Here is a 24,462-nt window from a genome sequence, read left to right as displayed (position 1 = left end):
GACGCACCTCGCTGGCAGGCTCTGGCGATTTCGCTGGCTACTGCGAAACCTTCGCCAGCGTCTCCCGCTCCGCTCCGATGGTGGTGCTGTCGCCGTGGCCGGTACGCACCACCGTTTCGGACGGGAGGGTCAGCAGGCGGTTCCGGATGGATGCCAGGATGGTGGGGTAATCACTGTAGGACCTGCCGGTGGCGCCGGGGCCGCCGTTGAACAGGGTGTCTCCGGTGAAGACAGTCCCTTCGCTTTCCAGGTAGAAACAGGTGGAGCCGGGCGAGTGGCCGGGGGTGTGGATGGCGAGCAGCGTGGCACCTGCTACCCGGAACACATCGCCGTCGGCGAGCTCCCGGTCCGGTCCCGCATCCGGGTAAACCTGCTCCCAAAGGACCAGGTCCTCCGGGTTCAGGTAGATCGGAGCATCCACTGCCTCGGCAACTTCGCGGGCGGCCCCGATGTGGTCGTTGTGCGCGTGGGTGAGCAGGATGGCCAGCACCTTCCGGCCGCGGACCTGGCTGATGATCGCCGCCGCGTCGTGCGGCGAGTCGATAATGACGCATTCCTCGTCATTGCCCACGATCCAGACGTTGTTGTCCACGTCCCAGGTGCCGCCGTCGAGCGAAAACGTGCCCGAGGTGACCAGGTTCTCGATGGTGGCGGCCATTAGAGCCTCACCGCTGCAGGAAGTTCAACCACGGACCGGAGGACCTTGCCCTCGTGCATTTTGGCGAACGCCTCCTCCACCTGGTCGATGGTGATCCGCTCGGTCACAAAGGCGTCCAGGTCCAGGTTGCCCTGCTTGTAATGCTGGACCAGCATCGGGAAGTCGCGGGAGGGCAGGCAGTCCCCGTACCACGAGGACTTCAGCGAGCCGCCCCGGCCAAAAACATCCAGCAGCGGCAGCTCAAGCAACATGCCCGGCGTCGGGACGCCCACCAGCACCACGCGGCCGGCAAGGTCGCGGGCGTAAAACGCCTGCTTGTACGTTTCAGGACGGCCGACGGCGTCAATCACCAGATCGGCGCCGTTGCCTCCGGTCAGGGCCCGGATGGCCTCGACGGGGTCAGTCGTGGAGGAATCAATCCCGTGGGTGGCGCCCAGAGACTTGGCCAACTCCACTTTGTTGGCGTCGATATCCACGGCAATGATGGTGGTGGCACCCGCCAGTTTGGCCCCGGCGATCGCGGCGATGCCCACACCGCCACAGCCGATCACGGCAACGGATTCGCCGCGCTTGACCTCACCGGTGTTGATCGCGGCGCCAATGCCGGCCATCACGCCGCAGCCGAGCAGCCCGACGGCGGCGGGATCGACGTCGTCGTCCACTTTGGTGCACTGTCCGGCGGCCACCAGAGTTTTCTCGGCGAAGGCACCGATGCCGAGGGCCGGTGAAAGTTCCGTGCCGTCCTCAAGAGTCATCTTCTGTGTGGCGTTGTGGGTGTTGAAGCAGTACTGCGGCTGTCCTTTGGAACACGCCCGGCAGTGGCCGCACACGGCACGCCAGTTCAAAATCACCCGGTCCCCTGGCGCCACTTCGGTGACGCCGGCGCCTACTGCGCTGACCAGGCCGGTGGCTTCATGGCCCAGCAGGATGGGGAAATCGTCAGTGATTCCGCCCTGCTTGTAGTGCAGGTCGGTGTGGCAGACGCCGCAGGTGAGGATGTCCACCAAGGCCTCGCCGGGACCCGGGTCCGGCACCAGAATGGTCTCCACCGAAACCGGAGCGTTCTTTTCCTTGGCGATGACTGCCTTGACTTTGTGAACCATATTTCCTGTGTTCCTTTCGTTGGCCGGAGGAAGAGCGCCGACCCGACTAACAAATACTAGAAGCTTGAGCGTCTGCCTGCGGCTACCCAAAGGGATGGCCAAGGTACCCAAACGGGTGGTTACAGAGGTTGCTCAGCGTCCTCATCACGGGGAAACACTACGTTCACACACTCCCACGAATTGCGTATTACACAACTAGATGCGCATAGCGCGTTATCACGAATATGACAGCCGACTCCCCCGGTGTCAATAGCAGGCCGGGCTACCGCGCTTCCGGGGCTGCACTGAAACGCGAGCCGCGATCAACACCTGCAACAGTATCCCGTTCCATGCAACAGTCGGACTTCACCGCATGCCCTCCCGCCTGGCGGCATTCCAGCTCAGCCTTGGGACGCTGCTGTCCTTGAATGCCAATTCAACCATTGACTTGTGGTGCGAGTCACGCTTAGTCTGGTGCAACAGCGTTGCGTTCACTGCAACCCCAATACACTTTGGTGGACTTATGAGTAACGAAACCTCCTCCCCGTCTCCTCTTGCGGGACGCGTAGGCCAAGAGTCGAATAGCGGGTATGACGGCTCTCTGTCCGGAAGCAGCACGTTGAGCGGCCGGAGACTTGACCAGACCAGCAACGGCGTCAGCAAAGACACCCGCCGCAGGGTGGTGGCGGCCAGCTTCATCGGCAACTTTGTTGAATGGTTCGATTACGCCGTTTACGGCTATCTGGCCGTCACCATCGCCACAGTCTTTTTCCCGGACTCAGACCCTCAAACCGGCCTGCTGCTGACGTTCGCCCTATTTGCCATTTCATTCCTGGTTCGCCCGCTTGGCGGCTTCGTCTGGGGGCATATCGGTGACAAGGTAGGCCGGCGGACGGCCCTCTCCCTTTCCATCCTGATCATGTCGGGGGCAACTTTCTGTATTGCCCTGATCCCCGGCTACGCCACGATCGGCATCTGGGCCCCCATCCTGCTCCTGCTGATCAGGGTGGTGCAGGGCTTCTCCGCCTCCGGTGAGTATGCCGGGGCGTCAGCCTTCCTGGTGGAGTACGCTCCCGCCAACAGGCGCGGCCTGTACGCAGCCGTGGTTCCGGCCAGCACCGCCGCCGGCCTGCTCCTCGGATCCCTGATGGCGGGCCTGCTGACAGTCCTGCTGAGCTCCGACGCCATGCAAAGCTGGGGATGGCGCCTGCCGTTCCTGCTGGCAGCACCCATGGGCCTGATCGGCAGGTACATCCGGACCAAGCTCGAAGACACCCCGGTGTTCCGCGAACTGGCGGCCGAAGGGGAGGCCGTGAAGGCACCGGTGTCCAGCCTGTTCCGGAACCACTGGCGGCAACTGCTGCAGGCCGTCGGAGCCGTGCTGCTCAACGCCGTCGGGTTCTACGTGATCCTCAGCTACATGCCCACCTATCTGTCCTCGGAACTGGGCCTCGGCGCCACGGAATCGTTCCTCGCCACAACCATCGCGCTGGTTACCTACATCGGCTTTATCTTCCTGACCGGCATGCTCTCGGACCGTTACGGCCGCAAAAAGGTGCTGATCAGCGCCTCCGTGACCTTCATCCTGCTGACCGTGCCCGCCTTCGCCCTGCTGGGAACCGGAAACTTCCTGGTCATCGTCCTGGTGCAGATCCTGCTGGGTGCCATGCTCACGCTCAACGACGGGACCCTTCCCAGCTTCCTGGCCGAGATGTTCCCCACCCGGGTCCGCTACAGCGGCTTCGCGGTCAGCTTCAACCTCTCCAACGCGCTCTTCGGCGGCACCGCTCCGTTTATGGCCACGCTGCTGATAGCGGCCACCGCCAGCGACCTGGCTCCGGCGTGGTACCTCGTGGCCGCGGCCGCGATCTCCCTGATCGCCGTCGCCCTCTCCCGCGAAACCTGCAAAGAACCGCTGCGCCACGAATAAGCCCCGGCCGGCACCAAGATTTCCCCTTCACAGAACAGCACCACAGAAAGGCACCACCATGACCACCACAGCATCAGATAACGCCACGTCCGTCGCCGAACTGGAGCGCACAAAAGTCCTCAATAACGGCGAGAAGGTCCGGCTGACCTTCTCGGATACGGAGTTTGAACGCCGGCTGGCCGGTCTCCGCCAGATCATGGCGGAGAAGGAACTGGACGCCGTCGTCCTCACCAGCTACCACTCCATCAAGTACTACTCAGACTTCCTGTTCACGTACTTCGGCCGCTCCTACGCCATGGTTGTCACCAAGGACGACACCGTCACGGTCACGGCCAACATCGACGCCGGGATGCCCTGGCGCCGCAGCTACGGCGACAACCTCGTGTACACCGACTGGCGCCGGGACAACTACATCTTCGCCATCCAGGAGGTCCTGCGGACCCGCGGCATCAACCCGCGCCGCCTCGGCGTCGAGGACGATTCCCTGCCACTGGACAACCGGAACAAGATCCAGGCGGCCTTTGCGTCGGCAACCCTGGTGGACGTGGCCCAGGCGGCCATGCGCCAGCGCATGTTCAAGTCAGCCGAGGAAATCGAGGTCATCAAGCACGGTGCACGGATCGGCGACCTGGGCGGCGAGGCCATCCGCAATGCCATCCGGGCGGGAATCACGGAGTACGAGGTAGCGCTGATCGGCACCGAAGCCATGGTCCACGAGATCGCGCGGACGTTCCCGGATTCGGAAATCCGCGATACTTGGGTCTGGTTCCAGTCCGGCATCAACACCGACGGCGCCCACAACTGGGCCACCACCCGGAAGATCCAGGAACACGACATCCTGTCCCTGAACTGCTTCCCCATGACCTCCGGGTACTACACCGCACTGGAGCGCACGCTGTTCTTCGGCGAACCCGACGCCCGCTCGCTGGAGCTGTGGAACATCAACGTGGAGGTCCACAAGCGCGGCCTTGAGCTGATCAAGCCCGGTGCTGTCTGCAAGGACGTTGCCGCGGAACTGAACGAGATCTACGTGGGCCATGGCCTGCTGGCCAACCGCACGTTCGGTTACGGCCACTCCTTCGGCGTCCTGAGCCACTACTACGGCCGCGAGGCCGGGCTGGAACTGCGCGAGGACATCGACACGGTGCTGGAACCGGGAATGGTGGTGTCCATGGAGCCCATGATCACCGTCCTTGACGGCCAGCCCGGCGCCGGCGGCTACCGCGAGCACGACATTCTGGTGGTGGGCGAGGACGGCGCGGAGAACATCACGAAGTTCCCGTTCGGACCCGAACACAACATCGTGGGCGCTTAGGCCTTCGATATACCCAACCCGCAGAGCGGCGCCGCATTTTCCTGCGGCGCCGCTTTCCGGCGTTCATGTAGGGAATGATGGGAACACCATGACTGCAGCAGAATCCAGTGAGACCCCAGGCAACGGCGATACCAAAGGCGCCTCCGTCATCGTGAACGCCATCGCCGTTCTCCGCACGTTCACAGCTGACGAGCCCCTGCTCGGCGTCACCGAGATTGCGAACCGCGTCGGGCTGCACAAAAGCACGGTGTCGCGGATCCTCGCCACGTTCGAACAGGAACATTTGGTGGAACGGGACGCGGAGACGCGCCGGTTCCGGCTGGGGCTTGGACTGATCGCGGTGGCCGGCCCGCTCCTGGCTGAGCTCGAAGAGCGGCGGGTGGCCTATCCGGTCCTGCGCGAGCTCACGGAGCAGACCGGCGAAACCAGCGCGCTGATGGTGTGGAACGGTTTGGAGTCCATGTGCGTGGAACAGATTGCCAGCCACCAGCAGATCAAACACACCACCCCGCTGGGAGCCAGGTACCGGGACGCCATGAGCTCTTCGGTGCAGGTTTTCCTGGCCGCGGAACCAGCTGAGCGCGTCCGGTCGCTGCTGCGCGGCGGAGCCATCACGTATCCCGGCCTGGACGACAGCAGCCTGGAGGCCTACCTCATCCGGCTCAAGGAAGACCTGATCCGGGGCTGGGCCATCAACTACGGGGAATCCTCCATCGACGAAGTGGGCGTCGCGGCCCCCGTCTATGACCACCGCGGCGACGTGGTGGCCGCCGTCCTGATCCCGGCGCCCAAGTTCCGCGTCTCCCCGGACAGGCTGCAGAGCCTGGGGGAAGCCTGCGCCGCTGCCGCGCAAAAAGTCACCGCCCGTCTGGGTGGGCGGGCTGCAACGCCCAACTAATACATCCCCATCAGCAGTCCGGCGATAGTATTTGCCCGGCAGATACTTGTTATCAATAAGTTCCCCTTCCTCGAATACATGCGGTGCGTCACAGTAGTTGCAAGACCTGCAGCAACCCGAACCGCAGCCAGTATCCAGAAGGAATTCAGCGTGGAAACTCCCCTCTCCCATCTTGCCCACCTTGAGATCACCACCCCCGACGTCGAAGCCTCCGCCAGGTTCTATGAGGAAAAGTTCGGCATGCGCATCATCGACCGGGTGGGCGGCAACGTCTACCTGCGCTGCTGGGGCGACTACTACCGCTACAGCCTGGTTATCACCGAAGGACCTGAAGCGTCGCTGGGCCGGATGGCGTGGCGCACAAACTCGCAGGCCGCCCTCGAGGCCGCGGCCGAGCGCATCGAGGCAACCGGCGTCCAGGGCAGCTGGACCGCCGGCGGCCACGGCTACGGCAAGGCCTACGAATTCACCGGCCCCTACGGCCACCGCATGCGCCTGTTCTTCGACGTCGAGAAGTTCGTCGCGGAACCCGGTTTCGAATCCACTTACCCGGACCGGCCGGAGCGCCGCAGCAGCCACGCCGCTGCACCCCGCTTCCTGGACCACGTCACAGTGGCGTCCTCCGATGTCCGCGGCTTCGCCAAGTGGTACAACGAGGCCCTGGGCTTCCGCGTCATGGCATTCGTTGACCTGGACGAGGCACCCATCACCGTGTTCTCCGTGCTGACCACCAACGAGAAGTCCCACGACCTTGGCGTCGTGCTGGACACCTCCAGCCGCGCCGGCCGCGTCAACCACATCGCGTTCTGGGTGGACGCCACCGAGGACCTGCTCCGAACCGCGGACGTCATGATGGAAAACGGCACCCCAATGGAATACGGCCCCTCCATCCACGGCGTGGGCGAGCAGAACTTCCTCTACTTCCGCGACCCCTCCGGCCTGCGCGTGGAGCTCAACTCCGGCGGCTACCGCAACTACGTCCCGGACTGGGAAGCCAGCACCTGGAAGCCGTCCCTGGGCTCCAACAACTTCTACAAGAACGGCGCCATGCCGCACTCCATGACCGAATCCTTCCCGCCGGCCGAAGGCTTCACTGCCACCGAGGAAGGCGCCTCCCCCGAGATGAAGGAAGCCCTCCTGAACCCCTACGCCAAGCAGGGACGGGGCTAGAAAGATATGCCTGAAGCGACATATACCCTCATCCGTTTCCAGGAGGCCGGCGACAGCAAAGCCCGCACGGGCCTGCTGGTGGCTGACCGGGTCCTGCCGCTGGACGGGGACATCAACTCCCTGATCGAGCACTGGGTAACCACCGAAGCCCAGCTGGGCGCCCTGGCCGTCTCTGCAGGCGGGGACACCGGCCTGGCGCTGGCCGACGTCGAGGTCCTCGCCCCGGTGGAACCGGCCCAGGTCCTGCAGACCGGCGCGAACTACCGCAAGCACGTGATCGACCTCGCCGCAGCACACCGCGATCCGGGCGAAGACGAGGAAGAAGTACGCGCCAAGACCGCCGCGATGATGGACAAGCGGGCAGGCCAGGGCACGCCGTACTTCTTTATCGGGCTCCCGACGGCGATCGCCTCAGCCACGGACGACCTCACCCTCCCGTCCTACTCCAAGTCGCACGACTGGGAGCTGGAGCTGGCAGCAGTCATCGGCAAAACGGCGTTCCGGGTCACCCCCGAGGAAGCCTTGGACTACGTCTTCGGCTACACCATGGTCAACGACATCACCACCCGGGAATACGTCTTCCGCAAGGACATGCCCGCGATCGGCTCGGACTGGTACCGCGCCAAGAACGCGCCCGGCTTCCTGCCCACCGGCCCCCTGCTGGTGCCCGCCAAGTTCTTCGGCGACCCGCAGGACGTCCAGGTGACGCTGAAGCTCAACGGCAAGGCCATGCAGGACGAGTCCACGCAGGACATGATCTTCGGGGTGGCCAAGCTGGTCAGCGAAGCCTCCCAGATCATGCCGCTGCGGCCCGGCGACCTGGTGCTCACCGGAAGCCCGGCCGGCAACGGCCAGCACTGGGGCCGGCTGCTCCAGGACGGCGATGTGATGGAAGGCACCATCACGGGGCTCGGCACCCAGCTGATCCACTGCAAGGACGAAGTCCAGTGACCACGCAGAAGGTTGCTCAGGCGAGCAACGTCGCCACCGGGGAATCAACCAATATCCCGGTGATCCGGCGTGAGGACCCGCTGGGCAGCATCCGCGCCATGGCCAAGGCCCACAACAACTGGGGCCGCTGGGGCGAGGACGACGTCCTGGGAACCATGAACTTCATCGACGCGGCCAAGCGCATCGAAGCCGCAGCATTGGTGAAGACCGGTGAAGCGTTCTCGCTGTCCCAGCCGTTTGACACCAACGGGCCGCAGAAGGGCTGGCGCCGCCGCACCAACCCCGTCCACACCATGACGGACACGGGAGTGGACGCAGAACGCGGCAACCAGGGCTTCCCGCACGGCTTTGGCGGTGCGGACGACGTGATCGCCATGCCGCTGCAGTGCTCCACGCAATGGGACGGCCTGGGCCACATCTTTGACCAGGGCAAGGCCTGGAACGGCAGGGCAGCCGGCGACGTGGTCACCTCCGAAGGCGACCTGGTGACCGGCATCGAAACCGCCGCGGCCAAGATCGTCACCCGCGGCGTCCTGCTGGACGTCGGCCGTGCGTTGGGGCCGGAACTTGGACGGAACGACGGCGAGCTTCCGGATGGTTTCGCCATCATGCCGGAGCACCTGGAGCGCACCATCGAACTGCAGGGACCCAGTTCGGCAGTAGGCCGGGGCGACATCGTAGTGATCCGCACCGGACAGCACACCAGGGTCCGCCGCGACGGCTGGGGTGACTACGCCGGCGGCGCGGCGCCTGGGCTGTCCTTCACCACGGCGCCCTGGCTGCACGAAAGCGAAATCGCCGGGATCGCCACCGATACGTGGGGCTTCGAAGTCCGCCCGAACGAGTTCGACGGCGCCTTCCAGCCCCTGCACCAGATCGCCATCCCCAACCTCGGGCTGTTCCTGGGCGAGATGTGGGACCCGGACGGCCTGGCGGAAGCATGCACAGCGGACGGCAGATACGACTTCCTGCTCACCGCAGCGCCCCTTCCCATCACCGGTGCCGTGGGCTCGCCCGTGAACCCCATCGCCCTCAGGTAGCGTCCAGCAGCCAACAGCGTCATCATCAGCAGTAAGCCGTCATTACAAAGGAGTCAGCGATGGCAGCAGTACAGAATGTCGGAATCGTCGGAGCGGGAGCCGCGGGACTGACCGCTGCCATCCTCCTGGCAGATGCGGGGGTCCGCGTCGAAATCCTGGAAAAGGCGAGCGAGCCGCAGCGGGTTGGTTCAGGAATCACCCTGCAGGGGAACGCCCTGCGCGTCTTCAAGCAGCTCGGCGTATGGGAGCAGGTCGAGGCGAAGGGCTACGCGTTCAGCACCTTGGGCCTGCGCGCCCCGGATCCGGCCGGGACCGTCATCGCGGTCCTCGAGGACATCCGGACCGGCGGCGACGACCTGCCCGCCACCCTGGGCATGTACCGCCCTGACCTCACCGCCATCCTCCGCGAGCGCGCGCTGCAGGCCGGCGCCGTGATCAGCTACGGAAAGACGGTCACCGGGATAACGGACGACGGCGGCAGCGTCACCGTCAGCACCGCCGACGGCGAATCTGCCACCTATGACGTCCTCATCGGCGCCGACGGCCTGCACTCCGCAGTCCGCAAGGCCATCGGCATCGACGTGGAACCCGTCGGCACCGGCATGGGGATCTGGCGCGCGTTCGTGGAACGGCCGGAGGAGGTAGTCCGCACCGACCTCACCTACGGCGGGCCCTGCTTTATTGCCGGCTACACCCCCACCGGCCCGGACACCATCTACGCCTTCCTCGTGGAAAAGGCCCAGGAGCGCCGGCACGAGGACGGCCCCCGCATCATGGCTGACCTCGCCGCAGCCTACGGCGGCCCCTGGAACGAAATCCGCGAAAACCTGGACCACACGGCAAACATCAACTACACGAGGTTCACGAGCCACATCGTGGATGGACCGTGGAACAGGGGACGGACGGTCATCATCGGGGACGCCGCGCACAGCTGCCCGCCCACGGTGGCGCAGGGTGCTGCCATGGCTGTGGAGGACGCCGCCGTCCTGGCCGAGCTGCTGATCGGCGCCGACCACATCACCGAGACGCTCTGGAAGGAGTTCTCTGACCGGCGCCTGGACCGGGCACGCACCGTGGTGCAGGCTTCCGTCCAGCTGGGCCAGTGGATGCTCGACGGCGTCCGGGACGCCGATGTGCCGGGCCTGATGCACTCCCTCTCCACGATGCTGAAGCAGCCCGCATGAGCACCCGTCCTCTGGAAGAACCTCTGGAAGAAGCAACCACGGTGGACGTCCACGCCCACATCCTGCTTCCGGCCCTGCAGCAGCTGGTGGCTGAGGCCGATCCCGAAGGCTTCGGCGCGCAGCAGGCCTTGGAGGTACGGCGCAACGGACCGGAATCCATGGCCGCGTCGGGCCGGATGATCCAAGAGCGCTGGCCGCAGCTGACGGACCTCGACCGCCGGCTTGCTGACATGGATGTCCAGGGCGTGGACGTGCAGCTGGTCTCGCCGTCGCCGTCGCACTTCTACTACTTCGCCGGCGAAGAACTGGCCCTGCAGGTGGCGAAGGCCGCCAACCAGGCTGTCCGCGAGTTCGTTGGCCGGGCGCCGGAGCGGCTCAACGGGCTGGGCCTGGTTCCGCTCCAGCACCCGGCGCTGATGGTGGAAGCCCTCGAACACGCCGTGCTGGAATGCGGGCTGCTCGGGGTGGAAATCGGCTCCTTTGCGGCGACCCCTGACAACCCGGAACGCACCACCGTAGAGCTTTCCGACGAGCGGCTGGAACCGTTCTGGAGCCGCGCGGAGGAACTGGGCGCACTGGTGTTCCTGCACCCGTTCGGCTGCTCGCTGGATGAGCGGCTGGACCGTTTTTACCTCGCCAACACGGTTTCCCAGCCTGCGGAAAACGCGGTGGCACTGTCCCACCTGGTCTTCTGCGGGGTCCTGGACCGGCACCCGGAACTGAAAGTCCTGGCCGCGCACGGCGGCGGCTACCTTCCCACCAGCCTGGGCCGCTCGGACCACGCGTGGAGGGTCCGGCCGGAGGCACACGGCTGCGCCCAGCCGCCGTCGTCATACCTCAAGAAGCTGTACTTCGACTCGCTGGTCCACAGTGCCGCCGAGCTGCGCGCGCTGGTGGCCGCCGCGGGCGGGGAACGGGTACTGCTCGGCTCGGACTACCCCTTCGACATGGGCTCCGACCAGCCGGTACAGGAAGTGCGTGACGCCGGTTTGCCAGCGGTGGACGAAGCCCAGGTCCTGGCCGGAAACGCCGCGGCGCTGGGCATCACGGCCGCCTCCATCCCTGCCCGCCGCACAGCCTAAGGAACCTTCGCCATGGTCAAGATCGCACGCTGGAAGAACGACGGCGGGACGCAGTCCGGCTTCGTGGACGGCGGCAGCTGCTACGCCCTGCCCGCGGGCCAGGGTATCCAGACCCTGTTGGAGGCAGGACTCGCGGAAACCCTGGACATTGCCAGGCAAACCCTTGGTTCCGCCCCGGCCGTTCCGCTGGCAGATGTGCAGCTGCTCGCCCCGCTGGTACCGGCCACCATCCGGGACTTCGTGGCCTTCGAGGAGCATGTTGAAGGGGTGCGGAAGAGCATCGACGGCGTGGCCGGCGTGGTCCCGGAGTGGTACGAGGCACCCACCTTTTACTTCACGAATCCGCACACGGTGACCGGCACCGGCGAAGTGATCGGTATTCCGGCTGGATGCGAGGACCTCGACTTTGAGACCGAAGTGGCCGCCGTCGTCGGACGCGTTCCCGGGAGTGACGGCCGCAACCTGACCGCCGCGGAGGCGCATCGCCATATCTTCGGCTACACCGTGCTTAACGACTGGTCCGCGCGGGACCTCCAGCGCCGCGAGATGAAAGTCAGTCTGGGACCCTGCAAGGGCAAGGATTTCGCCAACACGCTGGGCCCCTGGATCGTCACGGCGGACGAGTTCGAGGACCGGCACGACGCCGAAGGTTTCCTGCCCATCTCCATGGCCGTCGAGGTCAACGGCCAAGCCATCGGGCAGGACCTGCTGTCCAACATGGGCTGGCCGTTCGCGGAACTGGTGGCGTACGCGTCGCAGGACTCGGTGGTGCGGCCCGGTGACGTCCTGGGCTCCGGCACCTGCGGCAGCGGCTGCCTTGCAGAGCTCTGGGGCCGGAACGGCTCGAAGACTCCCCCGCCGCTGAAAACCGGCGACGTGGTGCGCATGACGGTAGAAGGTATTGGGACCATCGAGAACACCGTGGGTGCCCGGCGGGAGGCGGTGACTCGGGTTCCTGCCTGGCAGCGGCCGCGCAACCGGATTGCATCTGCGGCTCCTTCCGGGGCCTGATGGTCTCCGTCCAGCTTCAGGGGCGGACCGTGGTGGTTACGGGTGCCGGCCAGGGCCAGGGCGCGGCCGAAGCCCGGCTCCTGGTGGAGGCCGGAGCCCGCGTCGTTGCTGCCGACCTTGGCGGGGCAATGCCCGGGGAACTGGCAGCCGCCATCGCTGCCGCGTCGGCGCCAGGTGAATCGGCGCCAGGTGAGCTGGTGTACAGGCAGCTGGATGTGACGGATGAGGCGGGCTGGGAACGTCTGGCTGAGTGGATCCGGTCGCAGGGCTGGACTGTGGACGGGCTGGTCAACAACGCCGGGATCACGCAGCGGAGCCGGCTCCTGGATGTTTCCATCGCTGATCTTCAGAAGGTGTATGACGTCAACGTCGCCGGAGCCCTGCTCGGAATCCAGGTCCTGAGTCCGCTCATGGGCAGCGGCGCCTCGATTGTGAACGTTGGCTCCGTGGCGGGCCTGACTGCGCACTATCCCGTGGCGTACACGGCCAGCAAGTGGGCGCTGCGCGGCCTCTCGCAGGTGGCGGCGATGGAACTTGGCCCGCGCGGGATCCGCGTCAACACTGTCCACCCGGGCTTTATTGGGACTCCCATGACGGCCGGAGCCACGCCGCAATTCCGGGAAGCCACACTTGCCGAGACCCCGCTGGGCCGGACGGGCTCAACGGAGGAGGTGGCCGGCGTCGTGCTCTTCCTGCTCAGCCCGCTGTCCTCCTACGTGACAGGAGCCGAGATCCCGGTGGACGGCGGACAGTCAGGCCACGGCGGAGCAAAGTCCGTCTCCGACGCCCTGCGCGACGCACCTTTTCGGGAAGTTTCAGCGGTGCCGTGATGTTTTAGTAAATGGGTACCGGATAGCTTCAGGGAAGGAGTTTCGGACCATGCGAACCACGGTGGCGGTCGGGTATGACGGCTCGGATGCGTCCAAGCTGGCCCTTCACTGGGCTGCGGAATACGCCGCGGCGTCCCAGGCGGTGCTGCGTATCATCCATGCCTGGATCTGGCCCATGTTCACCCACCACGTGGGTCCTGTGAAGGGCGTGGCGGACAGCGGCCTTCGACGCGCGGCAGAGGATCTTCTGGCCGAGGGCGTGGAGCTTGCGCGCGGGATCTCACCCAAATTGGAGCTCGAACCGCGCATGGTGGCCGGCCTGCCCGCCGACGTCCTGCGCCAGGAATCCCTTGATGCGGACCTGCTGGTGGTTGGCAGCCGCGGCCTGGGCAGCTTCCTCGGCAAACTGGTGGGCTCAGTCTCCGTTGACCTGGCCGGGACGTGCCCCTGCCCTGTGCTGGTGGTCCGGGCCGCGCCTGAGGAAGGAAAACCGGTGGTCGCCTGCCTGGACGGCCGGGTGAGGAGCAGCAAAGTTGTGGACCAGGCCGTTACGGTGGCGCAGATCCTGCAAACGAAGCTGCGGATTGTCCACGTTGAGCCGCAGTTGCCGAAGGGGCGGCATGCTCCCTCGCAGTTCCATGGCCGCGACGTCCTGCACAACGCCGTGCACCGTGCGCAGGAACTCAGCCCTGACCTGGCGGTATCGGAGGAGCTTCTCTCCGGCCAGCACGTTGCCGCCATGCTTGCCCACGCCGGAGCGGACGCGGCGCTTCTATTTCTGGGTGCCCACGGGCGCGAAGGACATCGTGGAACGCTGACCTACGTGCTGACCCACGCGCGGTGCAACGTCATGATCGCGAGGTAGCGCAGGCTGCAGTGACGAATTCATAAATGCGGTGCCTGAGCACGTCACCGGTGTCTATCTTGAGGACGCCGTTCCGTCCGCCTGCCGTGACGCGGAACGGCAGCAGGGTTCCTATCTTGTCCTCTGCCACGGCGTGCGGATCACAGCGTGCCGGGCGGATGGCCAGACGCAGCTCCACCGGAGGGCCGCCGGCGGATACCTGAACGCTGCGCGGCCAGGGCTGGGCCGCGTCTTCCGCAATCAGCGTTGTGCCGTCGATCCGGTCAATGGTCAGCATCTGCTGCCCTCCAACAGCTGGTCCGGGGACGATAAGGACATGCACGACGGCGGTTGCCCCGTCGCCTGAGACCGTCAGCTCCGGAGACGGTTGGATGGCGGCAATCTCCCGAACAGCCTTGTCGAGGCACATCTCGCTGTTGTTCCGGGCCAGGACTCCAAACGGGTCTTCAGCCGTGAGCGGCCCGGAGCCGTGGCTGTCCGGGCGGGTGCTGACCCGTACGGTGGGGCGGACATCAGCACTGCTGCTGCCTTTCCCGGTGCCCCCGATTGTTTCCGTGCACTTGGGCTCCGGCAGCTGGGCGGGCAGGCTCTTTGGCTGCTTGGGGGGCAGCACGGTACCGTCGGCGGGAGTGTGCCAGCTGATGCCAGAGCTGAACAGTGCGCTGTCCAGCTCTGCGTCCATCACTGTCACAGGATCCGCGGTGTTGTTGGTGAGCTGGATTTCGATGATCCGCTTGCTGTAGTTGTCCCTGAACTGGTTGATGGAGGCCGAAAGTGCAGGAGTGGCGCTCGCTTCGGGCCCTGGCTGCGCGCCATCGTTGCTGCAGCCTTGAAGTGAAGCCAGCAGCAAAAGCAGGACGGCCGAAGCGGCGACGTGCTGTTTCCACGGAGCCAGCGGTGGGTGACTCATCCTTGTAGTTTAGGCCGCCGATTTTCCCTATTCATCGGTCTGGCGAACCGTCGTGGGGCACTTTGGGGGTGCCAACGTCGTAAATTGTGACGGCGGCCGGCGTGTCCGTGTCGAAGTGCCCCGTTTCGGAGCGGGGACTTTGCCCGGACGCCGAAGTCCCGGCTGGCGATCCAGCCGGGACTTCGGTTCACGCGTGCGCCCAATGCTCGTACGTGGCCGGCGCAGCCCCGCCGTCGTGCTCAATCCTGAAACGGGACCCGGCTACGACACCGGATTTTTCCCTGACGTTGCACCCTCGGCTGCCAGTGAGTCAGGAACCTGCCCGTCCGTGTCCGGAAAGGACTGTGCCGCCATGGCATGGACAGGGGCCAGGGCCAGTTCGGGGGCAAGGGACCCTGTGGGGGCGGAGCCCTGTGCGGGGTTTGCCGGGGCGTGCGCCGCGTGGGCGGCCAGCACACCCGTCTGGTGCCTGATCTTCAACCGGTAGAGGAGCGCGCCGCCGCCGGTGACGGCGCCAACGAACAGGACGCCGCCCCACTGCAGGTACCACTCAAACGGGGGCACCGAGTTGTAGATTTCCGGGCGGGGCCAGATCAGGTTCAGGGTCATGGCGCCGCCCCACAGCACCGCCACAATGTTCACGGGCAGCCCCCATTTACCCAGGCTGAAACCCGGTTCGGTATCGTCGTCGGCCAGAGGCCACTTCTTCTGGAACCGCTTGCGGAGCAGCGGAACGGTGACCAGCAGGTAGGACAGGTAGATCAGAACGATGCTGATGCTCGAAAGGATAGTGAAGATCGCGGGCTGGGAGACGTTGACGATCAGTGGAATGATGGCGATGACTCCGATGACGATGGCCGCCACCGTGGGCGTCTTCCGTTCCGGATGCACCTTGCTGAGCTGGCGGCTAAAGGGCAGGTTGTTGTCCCGGGCCATAGCGAACATCATGCGGATGGCGGCGGCGTGAACGGCCAGGGTACAGACGGTCACGGCCACGACGATGCACACCAGGAACGCCTTGCCGAAGGGGCCTCCCAATACGGAGAGCACGATGTATTGCAAGCCGCCGTCGGCAGCGCCCAGCTTGGGGTCGTTGAGGTCGGGTGCGGCCAGGAGCCCGCCAAGGAGAATCAGGCCGCCCAGGATGAAGGACGCCGTGACTGCACGGAGGATGGCCTTGGGGGCTGTCTTTTTCGGGTCCTTCGTCTCCTCGCCGAGGGAACTGGCGGTGTCAAAGCCATACATGACGTAACCGGAGGCCATGGCGCCGATGAGGAACACCCCGAAGAAGCCAAGGTCGTGGTCCATGCCGTAACCTGCGGTGCTGAAAAGGACTTCCGGCCCCCGCACCACATGCCAGGCAAGGGCCAGGATGAGGAGCACGGCGGCAGCGAGTTCCACGAAGACGCCGATGCTGTTGATTTTGGTCATCAGCTTCACGCCGAAGGCGTTGATCATGGTGGAGATGGAGATCATGATGCTGGCGAGCAGCACGCCGTTGAGGGCGAAATCATAGGTCCCCGTGCCGTCGCCGATGATCTGGAAACCGGACCAGATCTGGGGCAGGGTGAGCTGAAGTGCAAGGGCCACGGCTCCGAGCGCCACAATCGAGGAGATGAGCAGCAGCCAGCCGGCCAGCCAGGCGAACGTCCCGGACGAGAGCCGCTTGGCCCAGTTGTACACCGAGCCGGCCACCGGGTAGCGGCCGGCCAGCTCAGCAAAGCAGAGCGCCACCATCAGCTGGCCGGCGAAAACGAGGGGCCAGGACCACGCGTAGGCGGGGCCGGCCATGGAAAAGCCAAAGTAGAAGAGCTGGAAAACGCCGGTGAGGATGGAGATGTAACTGACTCCTGCCGCGAAGCTGGCGAACTTGCCAATACTGCGGTCCAGGGTCTGGGCGTAGCCGAATTCGTCCATGCCACTTGCGTCTGCACGCTTTGTGGGTTCTAACATCTGAGCTCCTAAGTGAGAAAAGCACGATGGTGATGACCCGCGGCCGCCATTGGACGCGGGGTTATATCAGGGCCGGGCACCGCACTGGGCAGCGCCCGGCCGTTCCCCCATTGCCATTGCCTATTCGGCCGGACCCGCCCCCGTTCCGTCCGAAGATGCGCCGAACCAGCCGCTGGGTGCGGGCTGGATGTTCTGCCAGATATGTTTTGCCTCGCGGTATTCGTTCAGGCCCGCGCTGCCAAGTTCACGGCCAATGCCGGACTTGCCGAAACCGCCCCACTCCGCCTGCGGGACGTACGGGTGGTAGTCATTGATCCATACTGTTCCGTGCCGGAGGGCGCCCGCAACACGCTGCGCTTTCGACGCATCCGACGTCCAGACCGCCCCCGCCAGGCCGTACTCCGTGTCGTTGGCTATGGCAACGGCCTCCGCTTCGGTCCGGAACGTCTCCACGGTCAGCACCGGGCCGAAGGACTCCTCCCGCAGCACGCTCATACCCGAGCGGCAGTTGCCCAGCACGGTAGGCGGGTAGAAAAAGCCGTCGGCAAGCGCCCCGTCGTCGGGGATGTAGCCGCCGCACAAAAGCTCGGCGCCCTCCGCGATGCCGGCCTGGACGTAGGCGTGAACCTGCTCGCGGTGCTTGGCCGAAATCAGCGGGCCCGTTTCTGCGTCGGGATCAAAGGGTCCACCCATCCGGATCTTTTTCGCCCGTTCCACCACCTCGGCCACGAAGCGCTCCGCAATGGTCTCCTCGACGACGAGCCGGGCCCCGGCCGAGCAGACCTGGCCGGAGTGCAGGAACACAGCTGTCAGGGCATTGTCGACGGCGGCGTCCCAGTCCGCGTCCGCGAAAACCACGTTGGGGTTCTTTCCGCCGAGCTCGAAGGCGACGCGCTTCACGGTCTCCGAGGCGGCCGCCATGATGGTCTGGCCCGTTGCCAGGCTTCCGGTCAGGGAGACGAGATCCACCCGCGGGTCCGAACTCAGCGAAGGACCTACCCTCGATCCGCGTCCCGTGACCAGGTTTGCGACGCCGGCGGGAACCCCGGCTTCTGCCAGCGTTTCCATCAGCAGGATGGAGGTGGACGGCGTGAGCTCGCTGGGCTTGAGCACAAACGAGTTTCCCGCGACGAGTGCCGGTGCCACTTTCCAAGCCGCCTGGAGGAGCGGGTAGTTCCATGGCGCGATGAGGGAGCAGACGCCGAGCGGTTCGTAGACCACGCGGCTGATGGCATTCGGCCGGCCCGTGTCGATGACCCTGCCGGCATCGAGGCCCGCTATCTTGCCGTAGTAGCGGAAGCATGCGGCAATGTCGTCAATGTCGTATTCGGCCTCGACGAGGCGCTTGCCTGTGTCCAGCGCCTCGGCCCGGGCGTAAGCCGCCTTGTCCCGCTCAAGCAGGCCTGCGATGCGCAGCAGGACTTCGCCGCGTTCGATGTCCGTCAGTCGGCGCCACGCACCGCCGTCGAACGCTGCTCGGGCACTGGCGATCGCCCGCTCAGCGTCCTCGACGGTGGATGAGGCGACAACCGCCACCTCGCGCCCGTCCGCCGGGCAGCGCACAACTGTTGTCCCGCCGTCGGATGCCTGGTGCCAGGCGCCTTCAATGTACAGGCCCTTGATGGCGTCCTGCGCTTTCCCGGCGTTGTGGATTTGTTCAACGGTGGCGGTCATTGTTTCTCCTTCTCCAGTCGATCGCTCATGCCTAGGCCCTTGCCTTGGGCGCAGGTGCAGTTGCAGTACCGGCGCCGTGACGCTCTGTGCCGTCCTTTTCAAGTGGAGAGATCCCGTGGCGGTAGAACTCCGCGTGCTGCGGGGCCAGCGGCGCCTTGCCGAGGATGAGGTCAGAGGCCCGTTCGGCCAGCATCATCACCGGGGCGTAGATGTTGCCGTTGGTCACGTACGGCATGGCCGAGGCATCAACAACGCGCAGGCCCTTGGTGCCGTGGACGGACATGTCCAGCGGGTTGACCACGGCCATCGGATCGGACTCCGGGCCCATCTTGGCGGTGCAGGAGGGGTGCAGGGCCGTCTCGGCGTCCCGGGCCACCCAGTCCAGGATTTCGGCGTCGGTCCGGACGCTTTGCCCGGGTGAGAGCTCCCCGCCGCTGAAGGGCATCATGGCGGACTGGCCCAGGATGTCGCGGGCCACGTGGATGGCCTCCACCCATTCGCGCCGGTCCTGCTCGGTGGAGAGGTAGTTGAAGAGCATGGACGGGTGGACGGTGGGGTCGGTGGACTTGATCTTCAGGGTGCCCCGGGCATCGGAGTACATGGGGCCGATGTGCACCTGGTAGCCGTGCTTGGCATCCGCCTTCTGGCCGTCGTAACGCACGGCCACGGGCAGGAAGTGGAACATCAGGTTGGGGTAGGCCACGTCGTCGTTGGAGCGGACGAACCCGCCGCCCTCGAAGTGGTTCGTGGCCGCCGGGCCCTTGCGTCCCAGCAGCCACTGCAGGCCGATGAGGGGGTAGCGCCAGAGGTCCAGGTTTGGTTGCATGGACACCGGCTGGGTGCACGCGTGCTGGATGTAGACCTCCAGGTGGTCCTGCAGGTTCTCGCCGACGCCGGGAAGGTTGACCACGGGCTTGATGCCCAGGGAGCCCAGGTGTCCGGCTTCGCCCACGCCGGAGAGCTGCAGCAGCTGCGGGGTGTTGATGGCACCGCCGGACAGGATGACCTCGCCTGCATTGACCACGTGGGTCTGTCCGTTGCGGCGGTAGGTGACGCCGGTGGCCGTGGTGCCCTTGAAGTTGACCTTGGTGACCATCGCCCGGGTCAGCACGGTAAGGTTCTGCCGGCCTGCATTGGGGCGGATGTGGGCCCTTGAAGCCGAGAGGCGCTGGCCCTTGTGCACGTTGCGGTCGAAAGCTGCAAAGCCTTCCTGACGGTAGCCGTTGACGTCATCGGTCAGCGGGTAGCCAGCTTCCTGCGCGGCCTTGAAGAACGCCTGGAAAAGCGGGTTGGTGGCCGGACCGCGTTCCAGGACCAGCGGGCCGTCGTGGCCGCGGAGTTCGTCGTCCGGATCCGCTGCCAGCGCGTTTTCCATCTTGTTGAAGTAGGGCAGGCAGTGGGCGAAGTCCCAGGTGTCCATGCCGGCGTCAGCGCCCCACCGCTCATAGTCGAGGGGATTGCCGCGCTGGAAGATCATGCCGTTGATGGAGCTGGAACCGCCCAGGACCTTGCCGCGGGCATGTGCCACGCGGCGGCCGCCCATAAAGGGCTCGGGGTCCGACTGGTACCGCCAGTCATAGAGCGGGTTGCCGCTGGGGAACGTTAGCGCGGCGGGCATCTGGATGAACAGGTCCCAGGGGTAGTCGCTGCGTCCGGCCTCGAGAACCAGGACGCTGCTCTGGCCTCCTTCGCTCAGCCGGTTGGCGAGCACGGAACCCGCGCTTCCGCCGCCGACGATGACGTAGTCATAGTGGGTTTTTGTCATGCTGAAAACTCTCCTTCTACCTGGTGCAGAACAGCCGCTGGGGCTGGTGGTCCTTCATGCGGAGGGCTGGCAATACATCGCCGTGTCCCGGAAAAGCCTTGAAAATTCCTGCGTTACTTGATGCGCACCGTTACCGGCGATGGGCCGGTGCCGGTCTGCGTGCGCCGGGGCCGGCTGCGCTGCCGGGGCCGCGGGCCATGCTGTTGGACTTGCGGCCACATGGTGTGGTGTAGGTCATACTCATGCAGACTAGTGCACCTTGAACAAGTGTTCAATAGTTTGACTGAACAAGTGTTCAAGATTTAACGGGTACGAAACATCGCGGCGTGAAATGGACCCCTAATCACTGCCTTTGGGCGCTTATTGTGACGGGCGCCAGTCACGAAAAGACTGGAGCACGGCGACGCAAGGGCGGACAGTTTCGATGTCGGTGGAGGAGTATTCGAGCAAGGGCTAGCTGGCGAAAGCGATCTCTTCAGTGCGGGCAATGCTCCGCCGGATGGATTCCTTGTCAACACCAAGGAGCGCCGTTAGCCACATCCCGTTTTGCACGACGACGATGTCAGCCGCGCGCTCCCTGCATTGTTCATTGGAAAGCTCGGGCCTGGCATTTCGGATCAGCGTGGCGAGCCCTTGGAGGTAGCGCTCGAACGCTGCCGCATTGATGGAGGCGAAGTCTTCATGGGCTTGTGCCAGCGCCCACAGGTGGAGCCGCAGGGACAGATATTGTGTGGTCAGCAACTCCGGGCCCGCGACGCGCTGGAGGGCCTTCTTCAGCTGCTCGTCGGGGGGCGAGTCCGGGTCCGGCGTGACCAGCATCAGATCATGCTGGTCTATCCGGTGCAGGGCCGCACGGATCAGGCTCATCTTGTCTTCGTAGTAATAGTTCACCAATCCGAGCGCCACGCCCGCTTCGCGTGCCACCGCCCGCATATTGACTCCTGAAATGCCGTGGCGCGACAGCAGGTCCAGCGCCGCTTCGAGAATGCGCGACTGCCTGTCAACCTGTTCGCCGTTTTTCACGGTCTTTGTATCCACCTGGCCAGACTATGGGCAAACGCCATGCTGGCGCATCCCGCCATCAGGGCAGTGGCCGACGCCAGCGCCCTGCCCAGACGGCCGGAGGCGCCGTCGTCGCGTCCTTGTCAAAGCAAGAACAGCATCGCGACGGCGGAGCGGGCTACGAGAGGAATCACCCCCGTCATAAAACCAAACGAAAGAATGAACTGAATTTTGCTAAAACGCTTGACCACATACACCAGCGACCCTTACATTGAACTTGGTAAAACGCTTTAGCAGAATGGACATCAGTGCCGATGAAACACTCAGTCTTCTTTCAGCCCTCCGATGGATGGGTTGGAGATCTTATCCCCTTCCAGAAGGACGGAGAGTTCTGGCTCTTCTACCTTCATGAGGTCCGCGCCGACCCGAAGCCGGGAACCTCGTGGCACCTGGTAACCACTAAAGACCTCACGCAGTTTGAGGACCATGGTGTTGCCCTCCAACACGGGGGCGAAGCCGACCTTGATTTCAACGCCTACACAGGAAGCGTCGTCGTCGACGGAACCGGTAGCCACCACCTGTTCTACACGGGCCAAAACCCGCAAAACCTCGGACCGGACGGCGCCCCTCTTCAGCTGGTTATGCACGCCACGAGCATCGACGGCATGCAGACCTGGGTGAAGCACCCGGAACTCACCTTCGGCGCCCCGGACGGCTATGAGTCAGGCGACTGGCGGGATCCTTTCGTCTTCCGGGACGAGGCCTCAGGGCAGTGGAGGATGCTTCTGGCGGCGCGGCACTCCGCAGGACCGGAACGCCGGCGAGGTGTCATAGCCCAGTGCGTCTCCACCGACCTGGTGACATGGCAGGACACTGAACCGTTCTGGGATCCGCGCCGCTACATCACCCATGAATGCCCGGACGTCTTCTCTTGGGGCGACTGGTGGTACATGGTCTACTCGGAGTTCTCCGAATCATTCACCACCCGGTACCGCATGGCCAAGAGCCCCGACGGTCCATGGAGCGTACCGGACCTGGACAGCGTGGACGGGCGCGCCTTCTACGCCTCCAAGACTGCCGAACGCGACGGACGCCGGTTCTTTTTCGGATGGATCGCCAGCAAGGAAGGCAACGCCGACGACGGTCCCTGGCAGTGGGCGGGCACGATGTCCGTCCTGGAAGCCCGGCAAAACCCGGACGGAACCCTGGGATTCGCTTTCGCCGACGAACTCGTGGACAGCTTCTGGGAGGACGTCCCGGTATCCCTGGCTAACGGGCTGCCGGCGCGGCTGCATGTGCCGGACGCGTACACGGCCGTCGTCTCTGACGAAGAACTGCCCGGCCAGTTCTATGCCAAGGCAGTCCTGGACATCGAACCCAACACCACCGAATGTGGGTTGTTGCTGCGCTCCAGCCAGGACGGGGACCAATCCTATGTTCTGCGCCTGGAACCGAAGCGCGGCCGCATGGTGTTCGACCGTTGGCCGCGGAAAGTCACCGGTGACGCCCAATGGCACGTCTCCGGGGACGTTCCGTTCGCCATCGAACTGGAACGCCCCTGCGACCTTGCTCCCGGGCAGCACACGCTCGAAGTCGTTGTGGACGGGGACCTGTGTGTTGCCGTCCTGGATCGGCAGGTGGCTCTCAGCACCAGGATTTACGACCTGGCAGCGGGGCGGATCGGCGTCTTCACCGGGGAAGGGTCCGCGACCCTGACTGAATTTCAGATACGTCAGCGCACAGACAACTAAATACGCACACCATTTTCGGCTTAAATCAAAGGAGATTGTCCCATGAAGAAGTTATTCCGAACGGCGGCCGTGGCGACGGCAGCAGCACTCGCCCTCGCCGGATGCGGCGGCGGAGGAACCACAGACCCTTCCAATGTCAGTCCCACCGGGGAGGTCAAGGCCCGCGAAATCTCGTGGCTGCTGTCCCGGCCGGCCGACGGGGCTGTCATCAACATCATGAAGAAACTCGCGGACGACTACGCCAAGGACCACCCGGGCTTCTCGCTCAACCTGATCACCACCCCGGACAGGCCCTCCTACATCCAGAAGCTCGAAACCCTGGCCGCCGCGAACAAGCTTCCAGAGCTCTTCGACACCGACGCCACACCTTTTGCCCAGCAGCTGGCCAAACAGGGAAAAATGGTGGACGCGGAAAAGCTGCTCAAGTCCCTGGACGTTTATGACGACTATCGGCCCAGCGCACTGGACTACCAGCGGTTCGACGACGGATCCCTGCACATGATTCCGTTCCAGTTCGAGCTGGAATTCATCTGGTACAACAAGGCCCTGCTGCAGAAGGCAGGAGTGTCCGCCCCGAAATCCCTCGACGACATCCCCGCCATGTGCACGGCCCTGCGTGAAGCCGGCATCACCCCGATCGCCATCGATGGCCAGGACCAGTGGCCCCTGGAACGGTACGTCGCGTACCAGCCGTTCCGCGAAGCCGGCCCCGATTTTATCCAGAAGCTCAAAAAGGGCGAAGCGAAGTTCTCTGACCCCGCAGGCCAAAAGACCGTCCAATGGCTGGCATCGCTCGGCAAGGCCAAGTGCTTCCAGGATGGGTTTTCCTCACAGGGCTACTCAGACGCGCAGAACCAGTTCACCTCCGGACAGGCAGCCATGTACAACATCGGCACCTGGGAACTGCCCAGCCTTGCAACGGACAAGCTGAACCCGGCAGTGCGGGATGACATCGACTTCTTCACCCTCCCCACCACTGAAGGATCAGTCACAGCGGGCAACGAGTTCGTCTCTCCGTCCGGTATCGGTATGGCGGTCAACGCCAAGACCTACGACCCGCTGGTGAGCGACTTCCTGAAGTTCGCCCTGACAAAATACCCGTCCGAATACGCGGCCACCGGCGCTCTGTCCCCCACGACCAACGTGGAGACCATAGTTCCGGCCAACGCAACTCCCCTGTACAAGAAGGCCCTGGAGAAGGCCAACGACCTCGGGGACGAGCAGGCGATGCCGTGGGATACCCAGCTCGATCCGACCACCAACGGCAGGCTGCAGCAGGAGCTCGTGCTCCTGGTCCAGGGCAACATCACGCCCGAACAGTTCACCAGCACGATGGATAACGCCGTCGCGCAGAACGCCCCGAAGTTCTTCAAGTAATAACGGCGGTGGGG

At 64.8% G+C, this 24,462-nt stretch carries 20 protein-coding genes; 13 read left to right on the top strand and 7 right to left on the bottom strand.

Annotated elements, in window-relative coordinates; translation table 11 throughout:
- Positions 1-37 precede the first annotated feature (37 nt).
- Entirely contained in the window at positions 38-658 is a 621-nt protein-coding gene (locus tag F8G81_RS00855) for an MBL fold metallo-hydrolase (RefSeq protein WP_267277159.1), read from the bottom strand.
- Entirely contained in the window at positions 658-1,761 is a 1,104-nt protein-coding gene (locus F8G81_RS00850; protein ID WP_267277158.1) for an S-(hydroxymethyl)mycothiol dehydrogenase, read from the bottom strand. The genes F8G81_RS00855 and F8G81_RS00850 overlap by 1 nt, the downstream gene beginning before the upstream one ends.
- A 502-nt stretch (positions 1,762-2,263) precedes the next feature.
- Here F8G81_RS00850 and F8G81_RS00845 point away from each other — a divergent pair.
- From F8G81_RS00845 to F8G81_RS00795, 11 genes are all read left to right on the top strand, one after another.
- Positions 2,264-3,670: an MFS transporter gene (locus tag F8G81_RS00845; RefSeq protein WP_267277157.1), complete on the top strand. Its 1,407-nt coding sequence runs from the start codon at positions 2,264-2,266 to the stop codon at positions 3,668-3,670.
- A 58-nt stretch (positions 3,671-3,728) separates the two neighbouring features.
- Positions 3,729-4,985 carry an aminopeptidase P family protein gene (locus F8G81_RS00840; protein WP_267277156.1) on the top strand — a complete coding sequence of 419 codons (1,257 nt, stop codon included), beginning with the start codon at positions 3,729-3,731 and terminating at the stop codon, positions 4,983-4,985.
- Positions 4,986-5,073: 88 nt separating this feature from the next.
- Positions 5,074-5,883 carry an IclR family transcriptional regulator gene (locus tag F8G81_RS00835; RefSeq protein ID WP_267277155.1) on the top strand — a complete coding sequence of 270 codons (810 nt, stop codon included), beginning with the start codon at positions 5,074-5,076 and terminating at the stop codon, positions 5,881-5,883.
- A 150-nt stretch (positions 5,884-6,033) separates the two neighbouring features.
- The gene (locus F8G81_RS00830; RefSeq protein ID WP_267277154.1) at positions 6,034-7,053 is read left to right on the top strand and encodes a VOC family protein; all 1,020 of its coding nucleotides are present in this window, start codon (positions 6,034-6,036) and stop codon (positions 7,051-7,053) included.
- A gap of 6 nt (positions 7,054-7,059) precedes the next feature.
- The gene (locus tag F8G81_RS00825) at positions 7,060-8,004 is read left to right on the top strand and encodes a fumarylacetoacetate hydrolase family protein (protein WP_267277153.1); all 945 of its coding nucleotides are present in this window, start codon (positions 7,060-7,062) and stop codon (positions 8,002-8,004) included.
- A 98-nt stretch (positions 8,005-8,102) separates the two neighbouring features.
- Positions 8,103-9,044: a cyclase family protein gene (locus tag F8G81_RS00820; RefSeq protein WP_267279359.1), complete on the top strand. Its 942-nt coding sequence runs from the start codon at positions 8,103-8,105 to the stop codon at positions 9,042-9,044.
- 59 nt (positions 9,045-9,103) lie between these two features.
- Complete coding sequence (locus F8G81_RS00815) at positions 9,104-10,228, top strand: FAD-dependent monooxygenase (RefSeq protein ID WP_267277152.1); 1,125 nt, start codon at positions 9,104-9,106, stop codon at positions 10,226-10,228.
- Positions 10,225-11,310 carry an amidohydrolase family protein gene (locus F8G81_RS00810; RefSeq protein ID WP_267277151.1) on the top strand — a complete coding sequence of 362 codons (1,086 nt, stop codon included), beginning with the start codon at positions 10,225-10,227 and terminating at the stop codon, positions 11,308-11,310. The genes F8G81_RS00815 and F8G81_RS00810 overlap by 4 nt, the downstream gene beginning before the upstream one ends.
- Before the next feature lie 12 nt (positions 11,311-11,322).
- Entirely contained in the window at positions 11,323-12,321 is a 999-nt protein-coding gene (locus F8G81_RS00805) for a fumarylacetoacetate hydrolase family protein (RefSeq protein ID WP_267277150.1), read from the top strand.
- Positions 12,321-13,151 carry an SDR family NAD(P)-dependent oxidoreductase gene (locus tag F8G81_RS00800; RefSeq protein ID WP_267277149.1) on the top strand — a complete coding sequence of 277 codons (831 nt, stop codon included), beginning with the start codon at positions 12,321-12,323 and terminating at the stop codon, positions 13,149-13,151. The genes F8G81_RS00805 and F8G81_RS00800 overlap by 1 nt, the downstream gene beginning before the upstream one ends.
- Positions 13,152-13,200: 49 nt before the next feature.
- Positions 13,201-14,016, top strand: coding sequence for a universal stress protein (locus F8G81_RS00795; protein WP_267277148.1), 816 nt, complete (start codon positions 13,201-13,203; stop codon positions 14,014-14,016).
- On the opposite strand, the gene F8G81_RS00790 is transcribed toward F8G81_RS00795, so the two are convergent.
- The 5 genes from F8G81_RS00790 to F8G81_RS00770 form a co-directional block, all read right to left on the bottom strand.
- Complete coding sequence (locus F8G81_RS00790; protein WP_267277147.1) at positions 14,000-14,926, bottom strand: hypothetical protein; 927 nt, start codon at positions 14,924-14,926, stop codon at positions 14,000-14,002. The genes F8G81_RS00795 and F8G81_RS00790 overlap by 17 nt on opposite strands.
- 261 nt (positions 14,927-15,187) lie before the next feature.
- Positions 15,188-16,879: an APC family permease gene (locus tag F8G81_RS00785; RefSeq protein ID WP_267277146.1), complete on the bottom strand. Its 1,692-nt coding sequence runs from the start codon at positions 16,877-16,879 to the stop codon at positions 15,188-15,190.
- 120 nt (positions 16,880-16,999) lie between these two features.
- The gene (locus tag F8G81_RS00780) at positions 17,000-18,553 is read right to left on the bottom strand and encodes an aldehyde dehydrogenase family protein (protein ID WP_267277145.1); all 1,554 of its coding nucleotides are present in this window, start codon (positions 18,551-18,553) and stop codon (positions 17,000-17,002) included.
- Positions 18,554-18,584: 31 nt separating this feature from the next.
- Positions 18,585-20,318: a choline dehydrogenase gene (betA, locus tag F8G81_RS00775; protein WP_267277144.1), complete on the bottom strand. Its 1,734-nt coding sequence runs from the start codon at positions 20,316-20,318 to the stop codon at positions 18,585-18,587.
- A gap of 453 nt (positions 20,319-20,771) precedes the next feature.
- Positions 20,772-21,356 carry a TetR/AcrR family transcriptional regulator gene (locus F8G81_RS00770; protein WP_267277143.1) on the bottom strand — a complete coding sequence of 195 codons (585 nt, stop codon included), beginning with the start codon at positions 21,354-21,356 and terminating at the stop codon, positions 20,772-20,774.
- 278 nt (positions 21,357-21,634) lie between these two features.
- On the opposite strand from F8G81_RS00770, the gene F8G81_RS00765 reads away from it, so the two are divergent.
- Together F8G81_RS00765 and F8G81_RS00760 are read left to right on the top strand one after the other, a co-directional pair.
- Complete coding sequence (locus F8G81_RS00765) at positions 21,635-23,071, top strand: GH32 C-terminal domain-containing protein (protein WP_267277142.1); 1,437 nt, start codon at positions 21,635-21,637, stop codon at positions 23,069-23,071.
- Between the two features lie 42 nt (positions 23,072-23,113).
- Positions 23,114-24,448, top strand: coding sequence for an ABC transporter substrate-binding protein (locus F8G81_RS00760; RefSeq protein ID WP_267277141.1), 1,335 nt, complete (start codon positions 23,114-23,116; stop codon positions 24,446-24,448).
- The last annotated feature ends 14 nt before the right edge of the window (positions 24,449-24,462 follow it).

This window comes from Arthrobacter sp. CDRTa11, from assembly GCF_026427775.1.
In the GTDB taxonomy this organism is placed as follows: Bacteria; Actinomycetota; Actinomycetes; order Actinomycetales; family Micrococcaceae; genus Arthrobacter.
The sequence above is the reverse complement of the archived record's forward strand: the minus strand, read 5'-3'. Positions and strand labels throughout refer to the sequence as shown.